Raw genomic sequence first — 16,060 nt, forward strand, 5'->3', positions numbered from 1 at the left:
GGGCGGCGGTCAGGCCGCGGCGCGGTATCGGGCCAGCAAACGCCGCTCCTTGGGCGGCGCGACGTTGGCCAGCGACAGATCGCCGCCGTAATGGGCGGCCACCTTGGGGTCCATCACCGCGCGCCACAGCGGTGGCACGGCCGCCAGCAGCAGCATCGTGGCGTAGCCGGCGGGCAGCTGCGGCGATTCCTCGGTGGAACGCAGGGTCTGATAGCGGCGGCCGGGGTTGGCGTGATGGTCGCTGTGGCGCTGCAGATGGAACAGGAAGATGTTGGTGACCAGGCGGTCGCTGTTCCAGCTGTCGCGCGGGGAGCAGCGTTCCCAGCGGCCGTTGGGCTTGCGGGCGCGCAGCAGCCCGTAGTGCTCGACGTAGTTCACGGCCTCCAGCAGTCCGAAGCCGATGACGGCCTGCAGGACCAGCCAGGGCGCGATCGCGGGCCCGAACGCCAGCAGCAGCGAACCGAACAGCACCGCGCTCATCGACCACGCCTGCAGGATGTTGTTCTTGGTGCTCCACCAGCCCCGGCCCTGCCTGGCCAGCCGGGCCCGCTCGAGCTGGATCGCGGAGCGGAAGCCGCCGATCACACTGCGCGGCAAGAACTCCCACAGCGACTCCCCCAGCCGGGCGCTGGCCGGATCCTCGGGGGTCGCGACCCGGGCGTGATGGCCGCGATTGTGCTCGACGAAGAAGTGCCCGTACCCGGACTGGGCGAGCGCGATCTTCGACAGCAATCTTTCGGCACTCTCGACCCGGTGCCCCAATTCGTGGGCGGCGTTGATGCCGATCCCGCTGACGAAGCCGACGGTGGCGGCCAGCCCGAGCTTGTCGACGACGTCCAGATCGTCGCCCGCCCACATCGCGCAGGCGATCACCAGACCGATCAGCTGCACGGGCAGGAACAGGTACGTGCACCACCGGTAGTACCGGTCGGAAGAGAGCGCTTCGTAGTCCTCGTCGCGCGGATTGTTGCCGTCCTCGCCGACTATCCAGTCCAGCACCGGAATGGCGATCAACACGATCACCGGCCCGATCCACCAGAGCACCTCGGCCTTGGTGTGGTACACGAGCTGGGAGGGCAGCAGTGCTGAGGCAGGGGCGATCAAGCCCAAGGCCCATAGATACCGTTTGGGATCACGAAATCCCCCCGGTTTGCCAACCGTTTGCACGCACGCTCCGCTGTAAAAAAACTAATCGCCGACCGATGTGAATACTGACAGACCGTAGGCGCGTTACACAGAGTCACGCCGCCAAACGTGGTGACGGTTACACGGTGGCGAATCAGAGCCGATCAGACACCGGAGTGATCGCCGTCACCGAGCGGTGCCCGGATGCCGCGTACCTGCACGATCGCTTCGACGTACGGACTCAGCAGCGCGCTCATCTCGGCGGGCGCGTCCCGCTCCGGCACCGGCGGGTTCGGGATGTAGCTCAGCGCGATCCGCACCAGGGCGTGTGCGAGCACATCGGCCTCCGCGTCGGTGGCGTCGACCCAGCTGCGCTGGAACACCACGCCCAACCGCGCGGTGGCGTGTTCGAGCAGGGGGCCCGCGTCGAGGGTGATCAGGCGCAGCAGGTCCGGCTTCATCTCCCCGGCCAGCAGCGAGCGCACCAGCGGGTCGGCCGCGGCCGACAGGAAGAACCCGGTCATGCCGACCCGGATGGCGGCGCGGGCGTCGCCGACATTGTCGTCGAGCGCCTCGCGCACATGGTCGACGAGTTCGTCGGCCAGCCGCAGCGCGTAGGCCTGCGACAGACCAGCGCGCGATCCGAATTCGTTGTAGAGCGTCTGCCTGCTGACGCCGGCGCGCGCCGCGACGTCACCGAGCGTGATCTTGGACCAATCACGCTCGGTGAGCAGCTCGCGCATCCCGTCCAGGACGGAGCTACGCAGCAATTCCCGCGCGGCCTCCTGATACGGGATGCGCGATCCGGTGCGCGGCGTGCCCGCGACGCTCACGAACGTTCGATCTCGACCATGAAGAAGTCGGACTTGGCCGCGCCGCAGTCGGGGCAGGTCCAGTTGTCCGGGATGTCCTCCCACTTGGTGCCGGGGGCGATGTTGTCATCGGGCCAGCCCTGCGCCTCGTCGTATTCGAACCCGCACTGCACACACTGGTAGAGCTTGTACTCGGTCACCGCGATACTCCTACCGCCTCGAAGTCGATCTTCTCCCGCACCCCGCAGTCCGGGCAGCACCAGTCGTCGGGAACCGACGCCCAGGGCGTGCCGGCCGGAAATCCCTCTCGCGGGGCTCCTTTCGTTTCGTCGTAGACATAATCACAGACCGGGCAGCGGTACGCACTCATGCCGGATTCTCCTGTCCGTACCGGGCGAGCACCCGCCCGCGATGCTTCGGTTCGATATTGGCGCGGGTGACGTCGCCCGCGTAGTGCGCGAGCACGCGCTTGTCCATCACCCTGCGCCAGATGGGCGGGAAGTAGGCGATCAGGATCATGCTCGCGTAGCCGCTGGGCAGGTTGGGCGCACCGTCCCAGCTGCGCAGCGTCTGATAGCGGCGGGTGGGGTACGCGTGGTGGTCGCTGTGCCGCTGCAGGTGGTACAGGAAGATGTTGGTGACGATGTGGTCGCTGTTCCAGCTGTGCTCGGGCGCGGGTCGCTCGTAGCGCCCGGTCGCCGTCTTCTGCCGGACCAGGCCGTAGTGCTCGAGGTAGTTCACCGATTCGAGCAGGCTGAAACCGACGACGGCCTGCAGGATCAGATACGGCAGCACCTCGATGCCGAAGACCGCGATCAGGCCCAGCCACAGCACCACCGACATCGCCCAGGCGTTGAGCACGTCGTTGCGCAGGGTCCACGGGCTCTTGCCCAGCCGGTGCAGGCGCTCCTTCTCCAGGTGCCAGGCCGAGCGGAAGCTGCCCCACACCGTGCGCGGCCAGAACGACCAGAACGTCTCGCCGATGCGGGCGCTGGCCGGATCCTCCGGGGTGGCGACGCGGACGTGGTGCCCACGGTTGTGCTCGATGTAGAAGTGGCCGTAGAACGACTGTGCCAGCGCGATGCGCGCGAGCCAGCGCTCCAGATCGACCTTCTTGTGGCCGAGTTCGTGCGCGGTGTTGATGCCGATGCCGCCGATCATGCCGACGCTGATCGCGATGCCGATCTTGTCCACCACGTTGGCCCCGCCGGGGAAGCCGAGCCAGTGCAGATTCGGCGCGGTGATGATGTAGCAGGCGAAGATCAGCGAGGCGTACTGGAACGGCAGGTACAGGTAGGTCAGGTAGCGGTAGTACTTGTCGTTCTCCAGGTACTCCATCACCTCGTCCGGCGGATTGTTGCCGTCGGGCCCGAAGAACAGGTCCGCGATCGGGATCACGATGTACACCAGCACCGGCCCGAGCCAGAACGGCACTTCGGCCAGCCGGTGCCAGCCGAGCTGGTTGAGTCCCCAGATCAGGGGGATCGCGATCGTGAACAACCCGGTCGGGGCGAACAGGCCCCACAACCAGAGATAGCGCTTGGAATCGCGCCACTGCGGGGGCGCCACCCGCTGTTCGGACGCGTTGGCATCTGTCGACATCGTCGTCTCCATCCTGCGACACACCTCACACCTGTGATGTGCGTAACTCTCTGTCACAGACGATAGGTCCCGATTTGTCCGGCGTCTAGACAAATTTGCAGATTTGTAAAGCTGCAACAGTCGGATAACGGAACAGCGACCGTGCCCACCTGGGCACGATCGCTTTCATCGCAGGTCAGATACCTATTCAGGGTCCTATACGCCCACCAGCAGGACATCGGCGCCGGCCGGTAGCCCGGCCACCGGCCACCACCGCAGATCCGTCGACTCGGCGCTGCGAACGGGCACCGCGCCCGGCGGCGCGACGATCTCGAACAGCAGGTCCAGGTGCCGCGTCGGCACCCCGAGCGAGCAGGTGATCGGGTGCGCCTGCGCGCCGTACAGACCCGGCGTCAGACGCAGGTCCGCGATGCCCGACTCCTCCACCGCCTCGCGCAGCGCGGCGTCGGCGACCGTCTCGTCCCCTGGCTCGCAGTGCCCACCGAGCTGGATCCAGCGGCCCACCCGCGGATGCAGGGTCAGCAGGATCTCGCTGCGGTCGTGCGAGAGCACGATCGCCGAGGCGGTGATGTGCCCCGGCGCGTGCTCGCGCAGGCACCCACGCGGCGCCGAACCGAGAAACGCCAGCATCGCCTCACGCAGCGACCGGTCCTGGCCGGACTCCGGCTGCCAGTCGGTGAGCAGCTCGGTGGCCGAGGCGTGCAGCGACTCCGCGCTCACAGTTCGACCAGGCCCGCACCCGGCGAGCCGACCGTCCGCGGCGCGGGTTCGTCGAGCGGCACACCGATCGCGATGGCGCCCAACGGCATCCAGTCCTCGTCCAAGCCCAGGGTCTCGCGGACCAGCTCGGGGGCGAAGATCGTCGACCCGATCCAGCAGCTGCCGAGGCCGTCGGCGGCCAGCGCCACCAGCAGGCCCTGCACCGCGGCGCCGACCGCGACCGTGAACATGGTCTGCTCGGCGGCCTGACGACGGGCGTCGGGATAGTCGTGCGCGCCGTCGGGCACGCAGAACGGGATGATCACCTCGGGGGCGTCGAACAGGATGCGCCCGCGCGCGACCCGGCGCTCCACCCGCTCGGGGTCGAGCCCGTCGGCGGTCAGATCGGCGCGCCACTGTTCGGCCATCGCCTCGAGCAGCTGGGCGCGCAGCTTCGGCTTGCGCAGCCAGACGAAGCGCACCGGGCGGGTGTGATGCGGTGCGGGCGCGGTCAGCCCGACCGCGACGGCGGCCCTGATCCGTTCCGGGTCGACCGGCTCGTCGGCGAAGGCGCGGACCGAACGCCGCAGCGGCACAGCCTCTTTGCGGCCCATCTCGATCGCCTCGGCGGTGCCGAGCCAGAACAGGTCGTCGATGCCGCCGCGCAGCAGCGCCGCCGCGCTCGAGCCGTCGTCGTCGGTCGCCAGGCCGCGCACCACCGCGACCGGGACGCCGCCGAGCTTGCCCTTGACCAGGTCGGCGGCGGCGGCGAGTTCGTCGGCGACGGCCACCTGGGTGACGTGCAGTTCGTTGCCCTGGCCGTCGACCGCGCCCGCGTAGTCGTGCAGCACGCGCAGCCCGGCCGCGCCGATCGCGGCGTCGATCTGGCCGTTGCGCCAGGCCCGGCCCATGGTGTCGGTGATGACCACGGCCACGTTCACCCCGAGCCGCTGGGCCAGCGCGGCCCGCAGCGACTTGGCGCTGGCGTCGGGATCGGTCGGCAGCAGCACCAGTTCGCCCTCGGCCACGTTCGAACCGTCGACGCCGGACGCGGCCTGCACGATGCCGAGCCGGTTCTCGGTGATGAGGGTGCGGCCCTTGCGGGCGAGCACCCGCACCGCCTCGTCGTCGACCAGTTTGCGGCGGGCGGTGTCGCGCTCCTCCGGATCGGTCGGCGCGGCGACGATGCGGCCCTCGGCCTTGGAGACGATCTTGCTGGTGACCACGACGACGTCGCCGTCGGCCAGCCAGGGTGCCTGTGCGGCAAGGTGTTCGGCGACGTCGTCGCCGGGCCGGAACTCCGGCAGGCCGGTCACCGGCAGGATGCGCAGCTCGTCGGCCGCGTGGTCGGGCAGTACGCTCACGGCTTCACTCCCGCCAATTCCAGTGCGGCACGGGCCATCTCGGCCGTGGCCTCGGGGTCGGTCATCAGCAGCGGGACGCTGCGCACCTCGACGCCGGGCACGTCGGCGGTGTCGGTGGAGTGCACCAGCCAGCCGTCGAGGATGCCGGTGGCCGAGCGGGCGCCGTAGTGCCGCCCGATCGCCTCGGCGGTGGATTCCACGCCGATCACCGACAGGCACTCATCGGCCATGCCGCGCAACGGCTTTCCGTCGATCACCGGCGACAGGCCGATGACCTTGGCCTCGGTGGTGCGCAGCGCGCCCCTGATCCCGGGCACGGCGAGGATCGCGCCGATGCTCACGACGGGGTTCGACGGGGCCAGCAACACGGCGTCGGCGGACGCTATGATTTCGGTCACATCCGGGGCCGGGGCGGCCTGTTCGGCGCCGATCGAGGCGAATCCGTGCGTCGGGAGCGCCGCGCGATAGCGCACCCACCATTCCTGGAAGTGGATCGCGCGACGTTCGCCGGCGTTGTCGGGATCGCTGACGACGACGTGGGTTTCACAGCGATCGTCGGTAGCCGGAATCAGGCGCACGCCCGGCTGCCACCGATTGCACAGCGCCTCGGTGACCGCGGACAGCGGATATCCGGCGCGCAGCATCTCGGTGCGGATGAGATGGGTGGCGATATCGCGATCGCCGAGGCCGAACCAATCGGGCTGGGCGTTGTACTTCGCCAGCTCCTCTTTCGCGTGCCAGGTCTCGTTCGCGTGGCCCCACCCGCGCTCCGGGTCGATGCCGCCACCGAGGGTGTACATGCAGGTGTCGAGGTCGGGACAGATGCGAAGCCCGTGCATCCAGACGTCGTCGCCGACGTTGACGATGGCGGAGATGTCGGCATCGGGCAGCAGCTGCCTGACGCCTTGCAGGAACCGTGCACCGCCGACGCCGCCGACCAGAACGGCGATCTTGGGCTCGCGCACCGCGTGTTGTGCAGTCACAGGGTCACAGCCTAAGCGGTGGGGGTTGCCGATTGATTTCGCGGCGAATTACGGCAAAGTTGCTGGTCATTTGCCACAGCACATAACAAGATCAAAACGAAAGGCGGGTGCGGAGTGTAACGGAAGGGTGACGGCGGGTTGACCACCGGCGAGTGCGGCGTGTCTAATCACAGACATGTCATTCCGGTCACCGCGATAGGGCATAGCGCGGGGGCGTTTGCGAGAGGGTGTTGGCTCGCCGGAAGACAGGTTCGGGGAAGCCCGCGAGACTACATCGCGGTGTTCGGCCGTCGGGGTCCGCGTTGGCCCGGCGGAAAGAATCTTTCTGCGCTAACACATAGTGAGGAGGCGGAACGATGACCGAAGACATGGTCTCGCCGACCGATTCCACAGCAGGCGCAGCTCACGCTGTCTGCGCCGACACGAGCTGGCCGGAACCGGACGTGGTAAGCGAAGTCGCGGCCCCCCGGCTGAGTCTGGTCGTGACGGGCTTCGACGAGATGTTCGAGTCCATCGAAGAGCAGTGGCAGGAGCGCGCTCTGTGCGCTCAGACAGACCCCGAGGCGTTCTTCCCCGAGAAGGGCGGCTCGACCCGTGAGGCCAAGCGCATCTGCCTGGGCTGCGAGGTGCGCGATCAGTGCCTGGAATACGCACTGGCGCACGACGAACGTTTCGGTATCTGGGGCGGTCTCTCGGAACGAGAGCGTCGCAGGCTGAAGCGCGGAATCGGCTGAGAGAATGTTCGAAAGTAGACTCTGAGGCTCCAGCCCGGAGCACGCAGGCGCAGTACGTCGGTGCTTCGGGCGCACGCCCAGTAGTCGCGCCGTCCCCAGGCTCGACGGGCACGACCAGGTGCACGCGAGAAAGGTGGACGACTCCCATGGCACGTTCCCGGCGTCATACCCCGGCGCCCACCGCCCGCTCGGTGACCCGCCGCGGCCGTGGTGTCCGTGGACCCATGCTCCCGCCCACCGTTCCCGCGTGGCGCACGAGGGGGCAGAAATTCGACCGGCTGGTGCTCGAGGCCTTCGCCCCGCTGGACACCCGCTGGCACGATCGCCTCACCAAGCTCGACATCGCCGTCGACGATGTACCGAAAATCCGTCCGCTGCACCCTGATTCGGTCACCTGGCCGGACGAGGTGGTGGCCGACGGGCCGGTGCCGCTGTCGCGGTTGATCCCCGCGGGCGTCGACCGGCACGGCGCGGCCACCCGCGCCAGGGTGGTGCTGTTCCGCAAGCCGCTGGAACTGCGCGCCGCAGATCCGGACGATCTCGTGGAGCTGCTGCGCGAGGTCCTCGTCCAGCAGATCGCCACCTATCTCGGCGTCGACCCGGACCTGATCGATCCCGAGCCCGAATAACGACCCGCCGATAACGGGACGTATCACCGCGTGTCCGTATCCACTTTTGCGGGCCGGAGGGCTAATCTCGACGTCGTGATCCCCATGCGTCGTTGCTGCCGACCCGGCTGCAAGAACCCGGCTGTAGCGACGCTGACGTATGTGTACTCCGACTCGACCGCCGTCGTCGGACCACTGGCCACCGTCGCCGAACCGCACTCCTGGGATCTGTGCGAAACCCACGCCTGCCGCATCACCGCCCCCAAGGGCTGGGAACTGGTGCGCCACGAAGGCGGATTCTCCTCGAGCACACCCGACGACGACGATCTGACCGCCCTGGCCGAGGCCGTGCGCGAAGCGGGCCTGCGCCGCCGCCCCGCCGACGCCGATCAGCCCGGCTACCGCGACAGCTCGACCCCGCCGCCGCGCACCACGCGGACCGGCCGCCGCGGCCATCTGCGCGTCCTCCCCGACCCGTAGGCCGTCCGCTCCTCGCGAAACCGGACCGGAAATCCGCTGGTCACCGTCCCCGCGCCCAGGTACATGCGGAACCGCCGGGCGCGCACCACTAGGGTGAGAACCATGACGACTGTCGCGCGCTCTGGCGAACTCGTGAACGCCGTGATCAAGGCTTATGACGTCCGCGGGGTAGTGGGCGAACAGATCGATGCAGGATTCGTCGGGGATGTCGGCGCGTCCTTCGCCCGGCTGATGCGCGCCGAAGGCGCGACCCGGGTCGTGATCGGCCACGACATGCGCGAGTCCTCCCCCGACCTGTCGGCGGCCTTCGCCGCGGGCGTGCGGGCCCAGGGCCTGGATGTGGTGCACATCGGCCTGGCCTCGACCGACCAGCTCTACTTCGCCTCGGGCAAGCTCGGCTGCCCCGGTGCCATGTTCACCGCCAGCCACAATCCGGCCCGCTACAACGGCATCAAGCTGTGCCGCGCGAACGCGCTGCCGGTCGGCCAGGACACCGGGCTGGCGACGATCTCGGCCGAGATCGTCGCCGGCGTGCCCGCCTTCGACGGCACGCCAGGCACCGAGACGAGCACCGACCTGCTGGCCGACTACGCGAGCTTCCTGCGCGAGCTGGTCGACCTCGACGACATCCGCCCGCTGACCATCGCGGTCGACGCGGGCAACGGCATGGGCGGCCACACCGTGCCCGCCGTCCTCGGCACACTCGGCCCGGTCACCATCGTGCCGCTGTACTTCGAACTCGACGGCTCGTTCCCCAACCACGAGGCCAACCCGCTCGACCCGAAGAACCTGGTCGACCTGCAGGAGCTGGTGCGCCGCAGCGGCGCCGACATCGGTCTGGCCTTCGACGGCGACGCCGACCGCTGCTTCGTCGTCGACGAGCGCGGCGAGCCGGTCTCCCCGTCCGCGATCACCGCGCTGGTGGCCCAGCGTGAGCTCGCCAAGGAGCCGGGCGCGACGATCATCCACAACCTGATCACCTCGCGCGCGGTGCCCGAGCTGGTGGAGGAGCTGGGCGGCAAGCCGGTGCGCACCCGGGTCGGTCACTCGTTCATCAAGCAGGAGATGGCGTCGGAGGGCGCGGTCTTCGGCGGCGAGCACTCCGCGCACTACTACTTCCGCGATTTCTGGGGTGCCGATTCGGGCATGCTGGCCGCGCTGCACGTACTGGCCGCCCTCGGTGAGGGTCCGCGTCCGGTCTCGGAGCTGATGGCCGCCTACGACGTCTACGCCGCCTCCGGCGAGATCAACTCGACCGTGGCCGACGCCGCCGAGCGCACCGCCGCGGTGCTCGCCGCGTTCGCCGACCGGACCGTCTCGGTGGACCGCCTCGACGGCGTCACCGTCGACCTCGGCGACCACGCCTGGTTCAATCTGCGCGCCTCGAATACCGAACCGCTGCTTCGACTCAACGTCGAAGCCGGATCGCAGGCCGAAGTAAACGCACTCGTGACCGAGATTCTGAGCATCGTCCGCGCCTGACTGGGAAAATGAAACCAGTACCGGTGCCGACTGGAATAGTGGAATCACAGACCTGGTATTCGCCGACGGCTCGCCGGCAGACGACACAGCGCGATGAGGGGAGGTGGGATCGGCGATGATCGCTGGCACACCCGTATTCGACCTCGACGATGCCGCGTCGCTGGAGGCGGCCGATACCGGCGGCGCCTTGCGTTCGGCGGCTTCGGGCGGTGCGCAGGTCCGCGCCACGGCCGCGGCGGTCGCCGAGACCTCGCTCACCGAACGCCTCGCCGAACTGCGTCCGCGCAGCCTGGTCCTCGTCTCCGGTTCGGGCCGGGCGGCCCGCGCCGCCGGCCTGCTGGTCGCCACCCTCGGTGACCGGGCCGGGCTGCCGATCGTGCCCGTCACCGCGCTGCCGCCGTGGGTCGGTCCGCTCGACGTGGTGCTGGTGGCAGGCGACGACGCGGGCGACCCGCGCCTGATCGATGCCGTCGACCGCGCGCTGCGCCGCAGTGCCGAGGTCATCGTCGCCGCGCCCAACGAGGGTCCGCTGCGCGCGGTGGCCGCCGGTCGCGCGACCGTGCTCGAACCGCGCGTGCCCGTCCTCGACCACAACCGGCTGCTGCGCTTCCTCGCCGTCGGCATCGCGGTGCTGCGCGGGGTCGACGCCCAGCGCAGCGTGCCCGCCACCCCCGACCTGACCGAACTGGCCGACATGCTCGACGCCGAGGCGCTGCGTGACGGCCCGCACAACGAGGTCTTCCACAATCCGGCCAAGACCCTGGCCGCGCGGATGCACGGGGTCGGCGTCGTCCTCGCCGGGGATTCCCCCGCCGCGGTCGAGCTGGCCGGGCACGGCGCCGAGGTGCTGCTGCAGTCGGCGGGCAGGCTCGCCGCGGCCGCCGATCTGGCCGACACGGTCGCCGCCGTCGGGCGGCTGGCCGAGGCGGCCGGTGGCGCCGCACCGGGTTTCGATCCGCTCTTCCACGACGAGGAACTCGACGGTCCGGCCCCGGTCGACCGGGTGCGGGTGCTCGCGCTGAGCGTGCATCCCGATCAGGCCGCCGCCCGGCGCAAGCTCGCGGTGTTCGACGGTGTCGGCGGCGGGCTCGTCGACGCCGATCTGGTGCACGCCGACGTCGACGTGCTGCAGACCCAGCTGGCCGAGCCTGGGTCGGCCCCGACCACAGACAGCGCCGCCGCCACCTCCGCCGCAGGGGGCGGACACGGCAGCGAGATCGAGCAGCTGGCGGTGCTGGCCTTGCGCCTGGACATGGCCGCTGCCTATCTCCGGCTGACGGGGGCGCGCGGCCCGGCCGCGCCCGGCCCGGACCCATACCACGACGGGGGACGCTACTAGTGCAGGAACTCGTTGGTGCGCTGCGTTCCTACGCCTGGGGATCGCGCACCGCGCTCGCTCAGTTGTGCGGTCGGCCGGTGCCGTCGGCGCATCCGGAAGCCGAACTGTGGTTCGGCGCCCATCCCGCCGACCCGGCCCACGTGAAGGTCGCCGACGGCACCCGCTCGTTGCTCGAGGTCGTCGCCGCCGACCCGGCGCGAGAACTGGGCGCCGTCGCCGACACCTTCGGCACCCGGCTGCCGTTCCTGCTGAAGATCCTCGCCGCCGAGGAACCGTTGTCGCTGCAGGCCCACCCCAGCTCGGCGCAGGCGCGAGCCGGCTTCGAACGGGAGAACCGCACCGGGGTGCCGCTGGACTCGCCCATGCGCAACTACCGCGACGACAGCCACAAGCCCGAACTCGTGGTGGCGCTGGGCCGGTTCGAGGCGCTGGCCGGATTCCGCGACCCGCACCGCACCGTCGACCTGCTGCGCGCCCTGGACGTGCCCGGCCTCAACATCTACGGCGAACTGCTTGCCGCCCAGCCCGATTCGGCCGGGCTGCGCACACTGTTCACCACCTGGATCACGCTGCCGGCGGCGGCGCTGTCGGCGCTGCTGCCCGCGGTGCTCGAGGGCTGCGTGCGCTACCTGTCCGGCAAGGGCGATCGCGCCTTCACCGCCGAGGTGCGCACCGCGCTGGAGCTGGCCGAGGCCTACCCCGGCGACGCGGGCGTGCTGGCCGCGCTGCTGCTGAACCGGCTGACGCTGGAGCCGGGCCAGGCCCTCTACCTCGACGCGGGCAATCTGCACGCCTACCTGCGTGGCGTCGGCGTGGAGATCATGGCCAACTCCGACAACGTGTTGCGCGGCGGCCTCACCCCCAAGCACGTCGACGTGCCGGAACTGCTGCGGGTGCTCGACTTCGAGCCGATCGACCTGCCGGTGATCGAACCGGAGCTCGGTGCCGACGGTGGCGTCCGGTATCGCACGCCCGCACCGGAGTTCGCACTGTGCCGGTTCGATCTGTCCGCCGACGCCGAGCCGGTGGCGCTGGCCGACGCCGGGCCCGGCATCGTGCTGTGCACCGAGGGCACCGTCGAGCTGTCCCAGAACGGGCGCGCGCTCACCATCGCGTGCGGCAGCGCGGCGTGGATCTCCGCGGCCGACACCGAGATCAAGGCCCGCGCGATCGGCGGGGCCGCGCAGCTGTTCAGCGCCTGTGTCGGCGCCGGGAACTGACACCGAAGCGCACTTTTCACTCCCCTCCCCTTAGGCTGTTGCGGGCACAAGCGTGTACAGCGGAGAGAAGGGCGGGCCGGGTATGTCGGCTGGTGGTGGCAAGAAGGCGATCATCGCCGCGTTGACGGCCAACGCGGGAATCGCGGTGTCGAAGTTCGTCGGCGCGGCGATCACCGGATCGGCGTCGATGATGGCGGAGGCGGTGCACTCGGTCGCCGACACGGCCAACCAGGGTCTGTTGCTGTTCGGTCAGCGCGCGGCGGCCAAGGACGCCGACGAACTGCATCAGTTCGGGTACGGGCGCAATCGCTACTTCTACTCCTTCGTCGTCGCCCTGGTGCTGTTCACCCTCGGCTCGGTGTACGCGATCTACGAGGGCATCCACAAGATCCAGCATCCCGAGGAGCTGAGTCAGCCGATCGTCGCGATCGTCATCCTCGGCATCGCGATCGGCTTGGAGACCTTCAGTTTCATCACCGCGGTCCGCGAGTCCAGGCCGCTCAAGGGCGACGCCAGCTGGTGGCGGTTCATCCGCAACTCGCGCAGCCCCGAGCTGCCGGTGGTGCTGCTCGAAGACACCGGCGCGCTCATCGGTCTGGTGATCGCGTTCGGCGCGGTCGGCCTGACCATGGTCACCGATGATCCGATCTTCGACGGCATCGGCACCCTGGCCATCGGTGTACTGCTCGGCGTCATCGCGGTCGTGCTGATCGTGGAGATGAAGAGCCTGCTGATCGGCGAGGGCGCGACCCCGGAGCAGGACGACGCCATCCGCGCCAACCTGGTCGACGGCGCGAAGATCACCTCGGTGATCCACCTCAAGACCGAGTACCTGGGCCCGGAGGAGATGCTGGTGGCCGCCAAGGTCGCGATCGCGCCGGACCTCGATATCGCCGACATCGCCGAGGCCATCGACTCCGCCGAGGTGCGGGTGCGCGCCGCGGTGCCCACCGCGCGGCTGATCTACCTGGAGCCCGATCTGTACCGGACCCAGTCCGTCTGATCCGTCCGGCTCACCGAATCGCCGTCGTCCCGCCCGGGACGGCGGCGATTCGCGTCGGTCGACACGTCCTCGCGCCGGGGTGGTCCGGCGCGGTCGAGCGGGTACGGTTCGGTGCCATGGCCGGTGAAGGCGGAGAGAGCAAGATCGCGATCATCGCCGCGCTGGCGGCTAACGCGGGCATCATGACCGCGAAGTTCATCGGCGCGTTCATCACCGGCTCGTCGTCGATGCTCGCCGAGGCCGTGCACTCGGTGGCCGACACCGCCAACGAGGCGCTGCTGCTGGTCGGGCAGCATCGGGCGGGCCGGGACCCGGACACGCTGCACCCGTTCGGGTATTCGCGCAACCGGTACTTCTATTCGTTCGTCGTCGCGCTGGTGCTGTTCACCATGGGCTCGCTGTTCGCGGTGAACGAGGCGATCCACAAGATCATGTCGCCGCACGGGATCGAGTCGCCGTCGGTCGCGATCGTGATCCTGCTGGTATCGATGGTGCTCGAGGGCTTCAGTTTCCGCACCGCGCGCAAGCAGTCCGCGCCGTTGAAGGGCGAGCGCGGCTGGTGGCATTTCATCCGCACCACCCGCAATCCCGAGCTGCCGGTGGTGCTGCTCGAGGACCTGGGCGCGCTGATCGGCCTGGTATTCGCGCTGGCCGGGGTGAGCCTGACGATGCTCACCGGCAACGGGGTGTGGGACGGCATCGGCACCCTGTTGATCGGCCTGCTGCTCGGCGTGAACGCGATCGTGCTGATCGTCGAGACCAAGAGCCTGCTCATCGGCGAGGGCGCCACGGCCAAGGAGGACACCGCGATTCGCGGCGCCCTGCTCGCCGATCCCCGCATCGTGCGGGTCGTCCGGATCCAGACCCAGTACCTGGGCCCGGACGATCTGCTGGTGAACGCCAAGATCGCGATGCGCCCCGGGCTCGACATCAGCGAGGTGGGCGCGGCCATCGACGACGCCGACCACCGCATCCGGGTGGCAGCGCCACACGTCTGCACCGTCTACCTCGAACCCGACGTCTTCCGGCCCGAATCGGTCCGCGCGACACCCTGATTCAGTGGTAGGCCGGGGCAGCGCCGCGCAGGAGGTCGAGGGGATCGGTGACGATGCCGAAGCGGGTGCGCAGCAGGTGGCGGGCGGCGTGCAGGCCGGGCATGCCGTGCACGCCGGGGCCGGGTGGGGTCGACGACGAGCACAGGTAGGTGCCGGGGATCGGGGTGGAGTAGGGGTTCCAGCGGGCCAGCGGGCGGAAGGCGGTCTGGCGCAGGGTCATCGCGCCCGCGGAGATGTCACCGCCGACATAGTTGGCGTTGTGCGCGGGCATGAAGGCCGCCGGGGTCACGTGTTTCGCCAGGATCAGCTCGCGGAAGCCGGGGGCGAACCGCTCGACCTGGGCGATCACGGTCTCGCTGATATCGCGGTCGGAGCCGTTGGGGACGTGCGCGTAGGTGTAGAAGGTGTGCTTGCCCTCGGGGGCCCGGGTGGGGTCGACGACGCCGGGCTGGATCGCCAGCACATACGGTCGCTCCGCGAATTCGCCCGCGGCGACGCGGCGTTCGGCGCGCATCGCCTCGGCGCGGGTGCCGACCAGGTGCAGGGTGCCCGCCAGCTCGCAGCCGGGCGCGGTCCACGGCACCGGACCCGACAGCGCGAAATCGACCTTGCAGGCGGCCCCGCCGTAGCGGAACCGGCCGAGGCGCTCGCGATAATGCGAGGGCAGGCGATCCCCGGCGATGCGCAGGAGTTCGGCGGGCGAGGTGTCGAACAGCACGGCGCGCGCCCGCGCCAGTTCGGCGAAGTCGTCGACCCGGTGTCCGGTGACGATCTCGCCGCCGAGCCGTTCCAGCTCGGCGATCAGCGCGTTCGGGATCGCCTGGCTGCCGCCGCGCGGAATCACCCAGCCGCCCGCGTGGGCCAGGGTGCCGAGCAGCAGGGCGGCGCCGACCGCGGGCAGCGCGCGCGGCGGGGTGATCGCGTGGGTGGCCACGCCGGTCAGCAGCGCGGGCGCGACCTCGTCGTGGAAGCGGTTGTTCCACAGCGGCGATCCCTGTTCGAGCAGGCGCAGGCCGAAGCGGACGGCGGTGGGAATCCGGGTCGGCGGATGCCGCAGATCCGACATGGCCAGGTCGACCACGTCGGGCCAGTGCTCGACCAGCGGACCGAACAGCGCGCGCCAGGCCGGGCCGTCGCGACCCAGGTCGGCGATCGTGGATTCGAGGTTGCGCCACGCCAACCCGGCGATGCCGCCGTCGAGCGGGTGCGCGTAGGAGACGGTCGGGGTCAGCAGGTCGACGCCGTGCGCCGGGAGGTCGAACGCGCGAAAGAAGGGCGAGGCCAACGCCATCGGATGGGCGCCCGCGCAGATGTCGTGGTGGAATCCCGGTAGGGTGAGCTCGGCGGTCCGTGACCCGCCGCCCGGCTGTTCCTGAGCCTCGAGCACCCGCACCGAGAGCCCGGCGCGCGCCGCGATCACCGCCGCGGCCAAGCCGTTGGGCCCCGACCCGACTACCACGACCTCAGCCATCCGATGTCCCTTCGCCCTCGGCCGCCGCGGGCGACCTGCGCCGTCGACTCCAACCTACGCGGCGCGCGGACCGCCGCCGACGA

At 69.9% G+C, this 16,060-nt stretch carries 17 protein-coding genes; 8 read left to right on the forward strand and 9 right to left on the reverse strand.

The window, feature by feature from the left end; all coding sequences use genetic code 11:
• Positions 1 to 9: 9 nt before the first annotated feature.
• The 8 genes from AB0L91_RS05640 to cofD form a co-directional block, all read right to left on the reverse strand.
• The gene (locus tag AB0L91_RS05640) at positions 10 to 1,104 is read right to left on the reverse strand and encodes an alkane 1-monooxygenase (protein ID WP_365007445.1); all 1,095 of its coding nucleotides are present in this window, start codon (positions 1,102 to 1,104) and stop codon (positions 10 to 12) included.
• A 185-nt stretch (positions 1,105 to 1,289) separates the two neighbouring features.
• Positions 1,290 to 1,958: a TetR family transcriptional regulator gene (locus AB0L91_RS05645; RefSeq protein WP_355276152.1), complete on the reverse strand. Its 669-nt coding sequence runs from the start codon at positions 1,956 to 1,958 to the stop codon at positions 1,290 to 1,292.
• On the reverse strand, positions 1,955 to 2,137 hold the full coding sequence (locus AB0L91_RS05650; protein ID WP_189026616.1) for a rubredoxin: 183 nt from the start codon (positions 2,135 to 2,137) through the stop codon (positions 1,955 to 1,957). The genes AB0L91_RS05645 and AB0L91_RS05650 overlap by 4 nt, the downstream gene beginning before the upstream one ends.
• Positions 2,134 to 2,307, reverse strand: coding sequence for a rubredoxin (locus AB0L91_RS05655; protein WP_218718627.1), 174 nt, complete (start codon positions 2,305 to 2,307; stop codon positions 2,134 to 2,136). The genes AB0L91_RS05650 and AB0L91_RS05655 overlap by 4 nt, the downstream gene beginning before the upstream one ends.
• Positions 2,304 to 3,539, reverse strand: coding sequence for an alkane 1-monooxygenase (locus AB0L91_RS05660; RefSeq protein ID WP_357343393.1), 1,236 nt, complete (start codon positions 3,537 to 3,539; stop codon positions 2,304 to 2,306). Before AB0L91_RS05660 ends, AB0L91_RS05655 begins: the two co-directional genes overlap by 4 nt.
• Before the next feature lie 195 nt (positions 3,540 to 3,734).
• Positions 3,735 to 4,259, reverse strand: coding sequence for an NUDIX domain-containing protein (locus AB0L91_RS05665; RefSeq protein ID WP_355276156.1), 525 nt, complete (start codon positions 4,257 to 4,259; stop codon positions 3,735 to 3,737).
• Positions 4,256 to 5,602 (reverse strand): coenzyme F420-0:L-glutamate ligase, encoded by a 1,347-nt coding sequence (locus AB0L91_RS05670; RefSeq protein WP_365007449.1) that lies wholly within the window; start codon positions 5,600 to 5,602, stop codon positions 4,256 to 4,258. The genes AB0L91_RS05665 and AB0L91_RS05670 overlap by 4 nt, the downstream gene beginning before the upstream one ends.
• A complete protein-coding gene (gene cofD / locus AB0L91_RS05675) occupies positions 5,599 to 6,585 on the reverse strand; it encodes a 2-phospho-L-lactate transferase (RefSeq protein WP_355276160.1) in 987 nt (328 codons plus the stop codon). The genes AB0L91_RS05670 and cofD overlap by 4 nt, the downstream gene beginning before the upstream one ends.
• 500 nt (positions 6,586 to 7,085) lie before the next feature.
• On the opposite strand from cofD, the gene AB0L91_RS05680 reads away from it, so the two are divergent.
• The 8 genes from AB0L91_RS05680 to AB0L91_RS05715 all read left to right on the forward strand — a co-directional run bounded on the left by AB0L91_RS05680 (position 7,086) and on the right by AB0L91_RS05715 (position 14,506).
• Positions 7,086 to 7,319 carry a WhiB family transcriptional regulator gene (locus tag AB0L91_RS05680; protein ID WP_133733920.1) on the forward strand — a complete coding sequence of 78 codons (234 nt, stop codon included), beginning with the start codon at positions 7,086 to 7,088 and terminating at the stop codon, positions 7,317 to 7,319.
• A 146-nt stretch (positions 7,320 to 7,465) separates the two neighbouring features.
• On the forward strand, positions 7,466 to 7,948 hold the full coding sequence (locus tag AB0L91_RS05685) for a metallopeptidase family protein (RefSeq protein ID WP_218718623.1): 483 nt from the start codon (positions 7,466 to 7,468) through the stop codon (positions 7,946 to 7,948).
• Positions 7,949 to 8,032: 84 nt separating this feature from the next.
• Positions 8,033 to 8,407, forward strand: a complete 375-nt coding sequence (locus tag AB0L91_RS05690) for a DUF3499 domain-containing protein (RefSeq protein WP_355276550.1) — start codon at positions 8,033 to 8,035, stop codon at positions 8,405 to 8,407.
• Positions 8,408 to 8,509: 102 nt separating this feature from the next.
• A complete protein-coding gene (locus AB0L91_RS05695) occupies positions 8,510 to 9,889 on the forward strand; it encodes a phosphomannomutase/phosphoglucomutase (RefSeq protein WP_365007452.1) in 1,380 nt (459 codons plus the stop codon).
• A 115-nt stretch (positions 9,890 to 10,004) separates the two neighbouring features.
• Positions 10,005 to 11,228, forward strand: coding sequence for a tobH protein (locus tag AB0L91_RS05700; RefSeq protein ID WP_355276164.1), 1,224 nt, complete (start codon positions 10,005 to 10,007; stop codon positions 11,226 to 11,228).
• The gene (gene manA / locus AB0L91_RS05705; RefSeq protein ID WP_355276166.1) at positions 11,228 to 12,448 is read left to right on the forward strand and encodes a mannose-6-phosphate isomerase, class I; all 1,221 of its coding nucleotides are present in this window, start codon (positions 11,228 to 11,230) and stop codon (positions 12,446 to 12,448) included. The genes AB0L91_RS05700 and manA overlap by 1 nt, the downstream gene beginning before the upstream one ends.
• 82 nt (positions 12,449 to 12,530) lie before the next feature.
• Positions 12,531 to 13,451, forward strand: a complete 921-nt coding sequence (locus tag AB0L91_RS05710; RefSeq protein WP_355276167.1) for a cation diffusion facilitator family transporter — start codon at positions 12,531 to 12,533, stop codon at positions 13,449 to 13,451.
• A gap of 116 nt (positions 13,452 to 13,567) precedes the next feature.
• Positions 13,568 to 14,506: a cation transporter gene (locus tag AB0L91_RS05715; RefSeq protein WP_365007456.1), complete on the forward strand. Its 939-nt coding sequence runs from the start codon at positions 13,568 to 13,570 to the stop codon at positions 14,504 to 14,506.
• Position 14,507: 1 nt separating this feature from the next.
• Here AB0L91_RS05715 and AB0L91_RS05720 read toward each other — a convergent pair whose 3' ends face one another.
• Entirely contained in the window at positions 14,508 to 15,977 is a 1,470-nt protein-coding gene (locus tag AB0L91_RS05720; RefSeq protein WP_365007458.1) for an NAD(P)/FAD-dependent oxidoreductase, read from the reverse strand.
• Between the last annotated feature and the right edge of the window lie 83 nt (positions 15,978 to 16,060).

This window comes from Nocardia sp. NPDC051833, assembly GCF_040681225.1.
In the GTDB taxonomy this organism is placed as follows: Bacteria; Actinomycetota; Actinomycetes; order Mycobacteriales; family Mycobacteriaceae; genus Nocardia.

Coding starts and splice junctions, on each gene's coding strand:
- AB0L91_RS05655 (WP_218718627.1), bottom strand. CDS start 2,307: ATGAGTGCGTACCGCTGCCCGGTCTGTGATTATGTCTACGACGAAACG.
- AB0L91_RS05660 (WP_357343393.1), bottom strand. CDS start 3,539: ATGTCGACAGATGCCAACGCGTCCGAACAGCGGGTGGCGCCCCCGCAG.
- AB0L91_RS05680 (WP_133733920.1), top strand. CDS start 7,086: ATGTTCGAGTCCATCGAAGAGCAGTGGCAGGAGCGCGCTCTGTGCGCT.
- AB0L91_RS05685 (WP_218718623.1), top strand. CDS start 7,466: ATGGCACGTTCCCGGCGTCATACCCCGGCGCCCACCGCCCGCTCGGTG.
- AB0L91_RS05690 (WP_355276550.1), top strand. CDS start 8,033: ATGCGTCGTTGCTGCCGACCCGGCTGCAAGAACCCGGCTGTAGCGACG.
- AB0L91_RS05695 (WP_365007452.1), top strand. CDS start 8,510: ATGACGACTGTCGCGCGCTCTGGCGAACTCGTGAACGCCGTGATCAAG.
- AB0L91_RS05700 (WP_355276164.1), top strand. CDS start 10,005: ATGATCGCTGGCACACCCGTATTCGACCTCGACGATGCCGCGTCGCTG.
- AB0L91_RS05710 (WP_355276167.1), top strand. CDS start 12,531: ATGTCGGCTGGTGGTGGCAAGAAGGCGATCATCGCCGCGTTGACGGCC.
- AB0L91_RS05715 (WP_365007456.1), top strand. CDS start 13,568: ATGGCCGGTGAAGGCGGAGAGAGCAAGATCGCGATCATCGCCGCGCTG.
- AB0L91_RS05720 (WP_365007458.1), bottom strand. CDS start 15,977: ATGGCTGAGGTCGTGGTAGTCGGGTCGGGGCCCAACGGCTTGGCCGCG.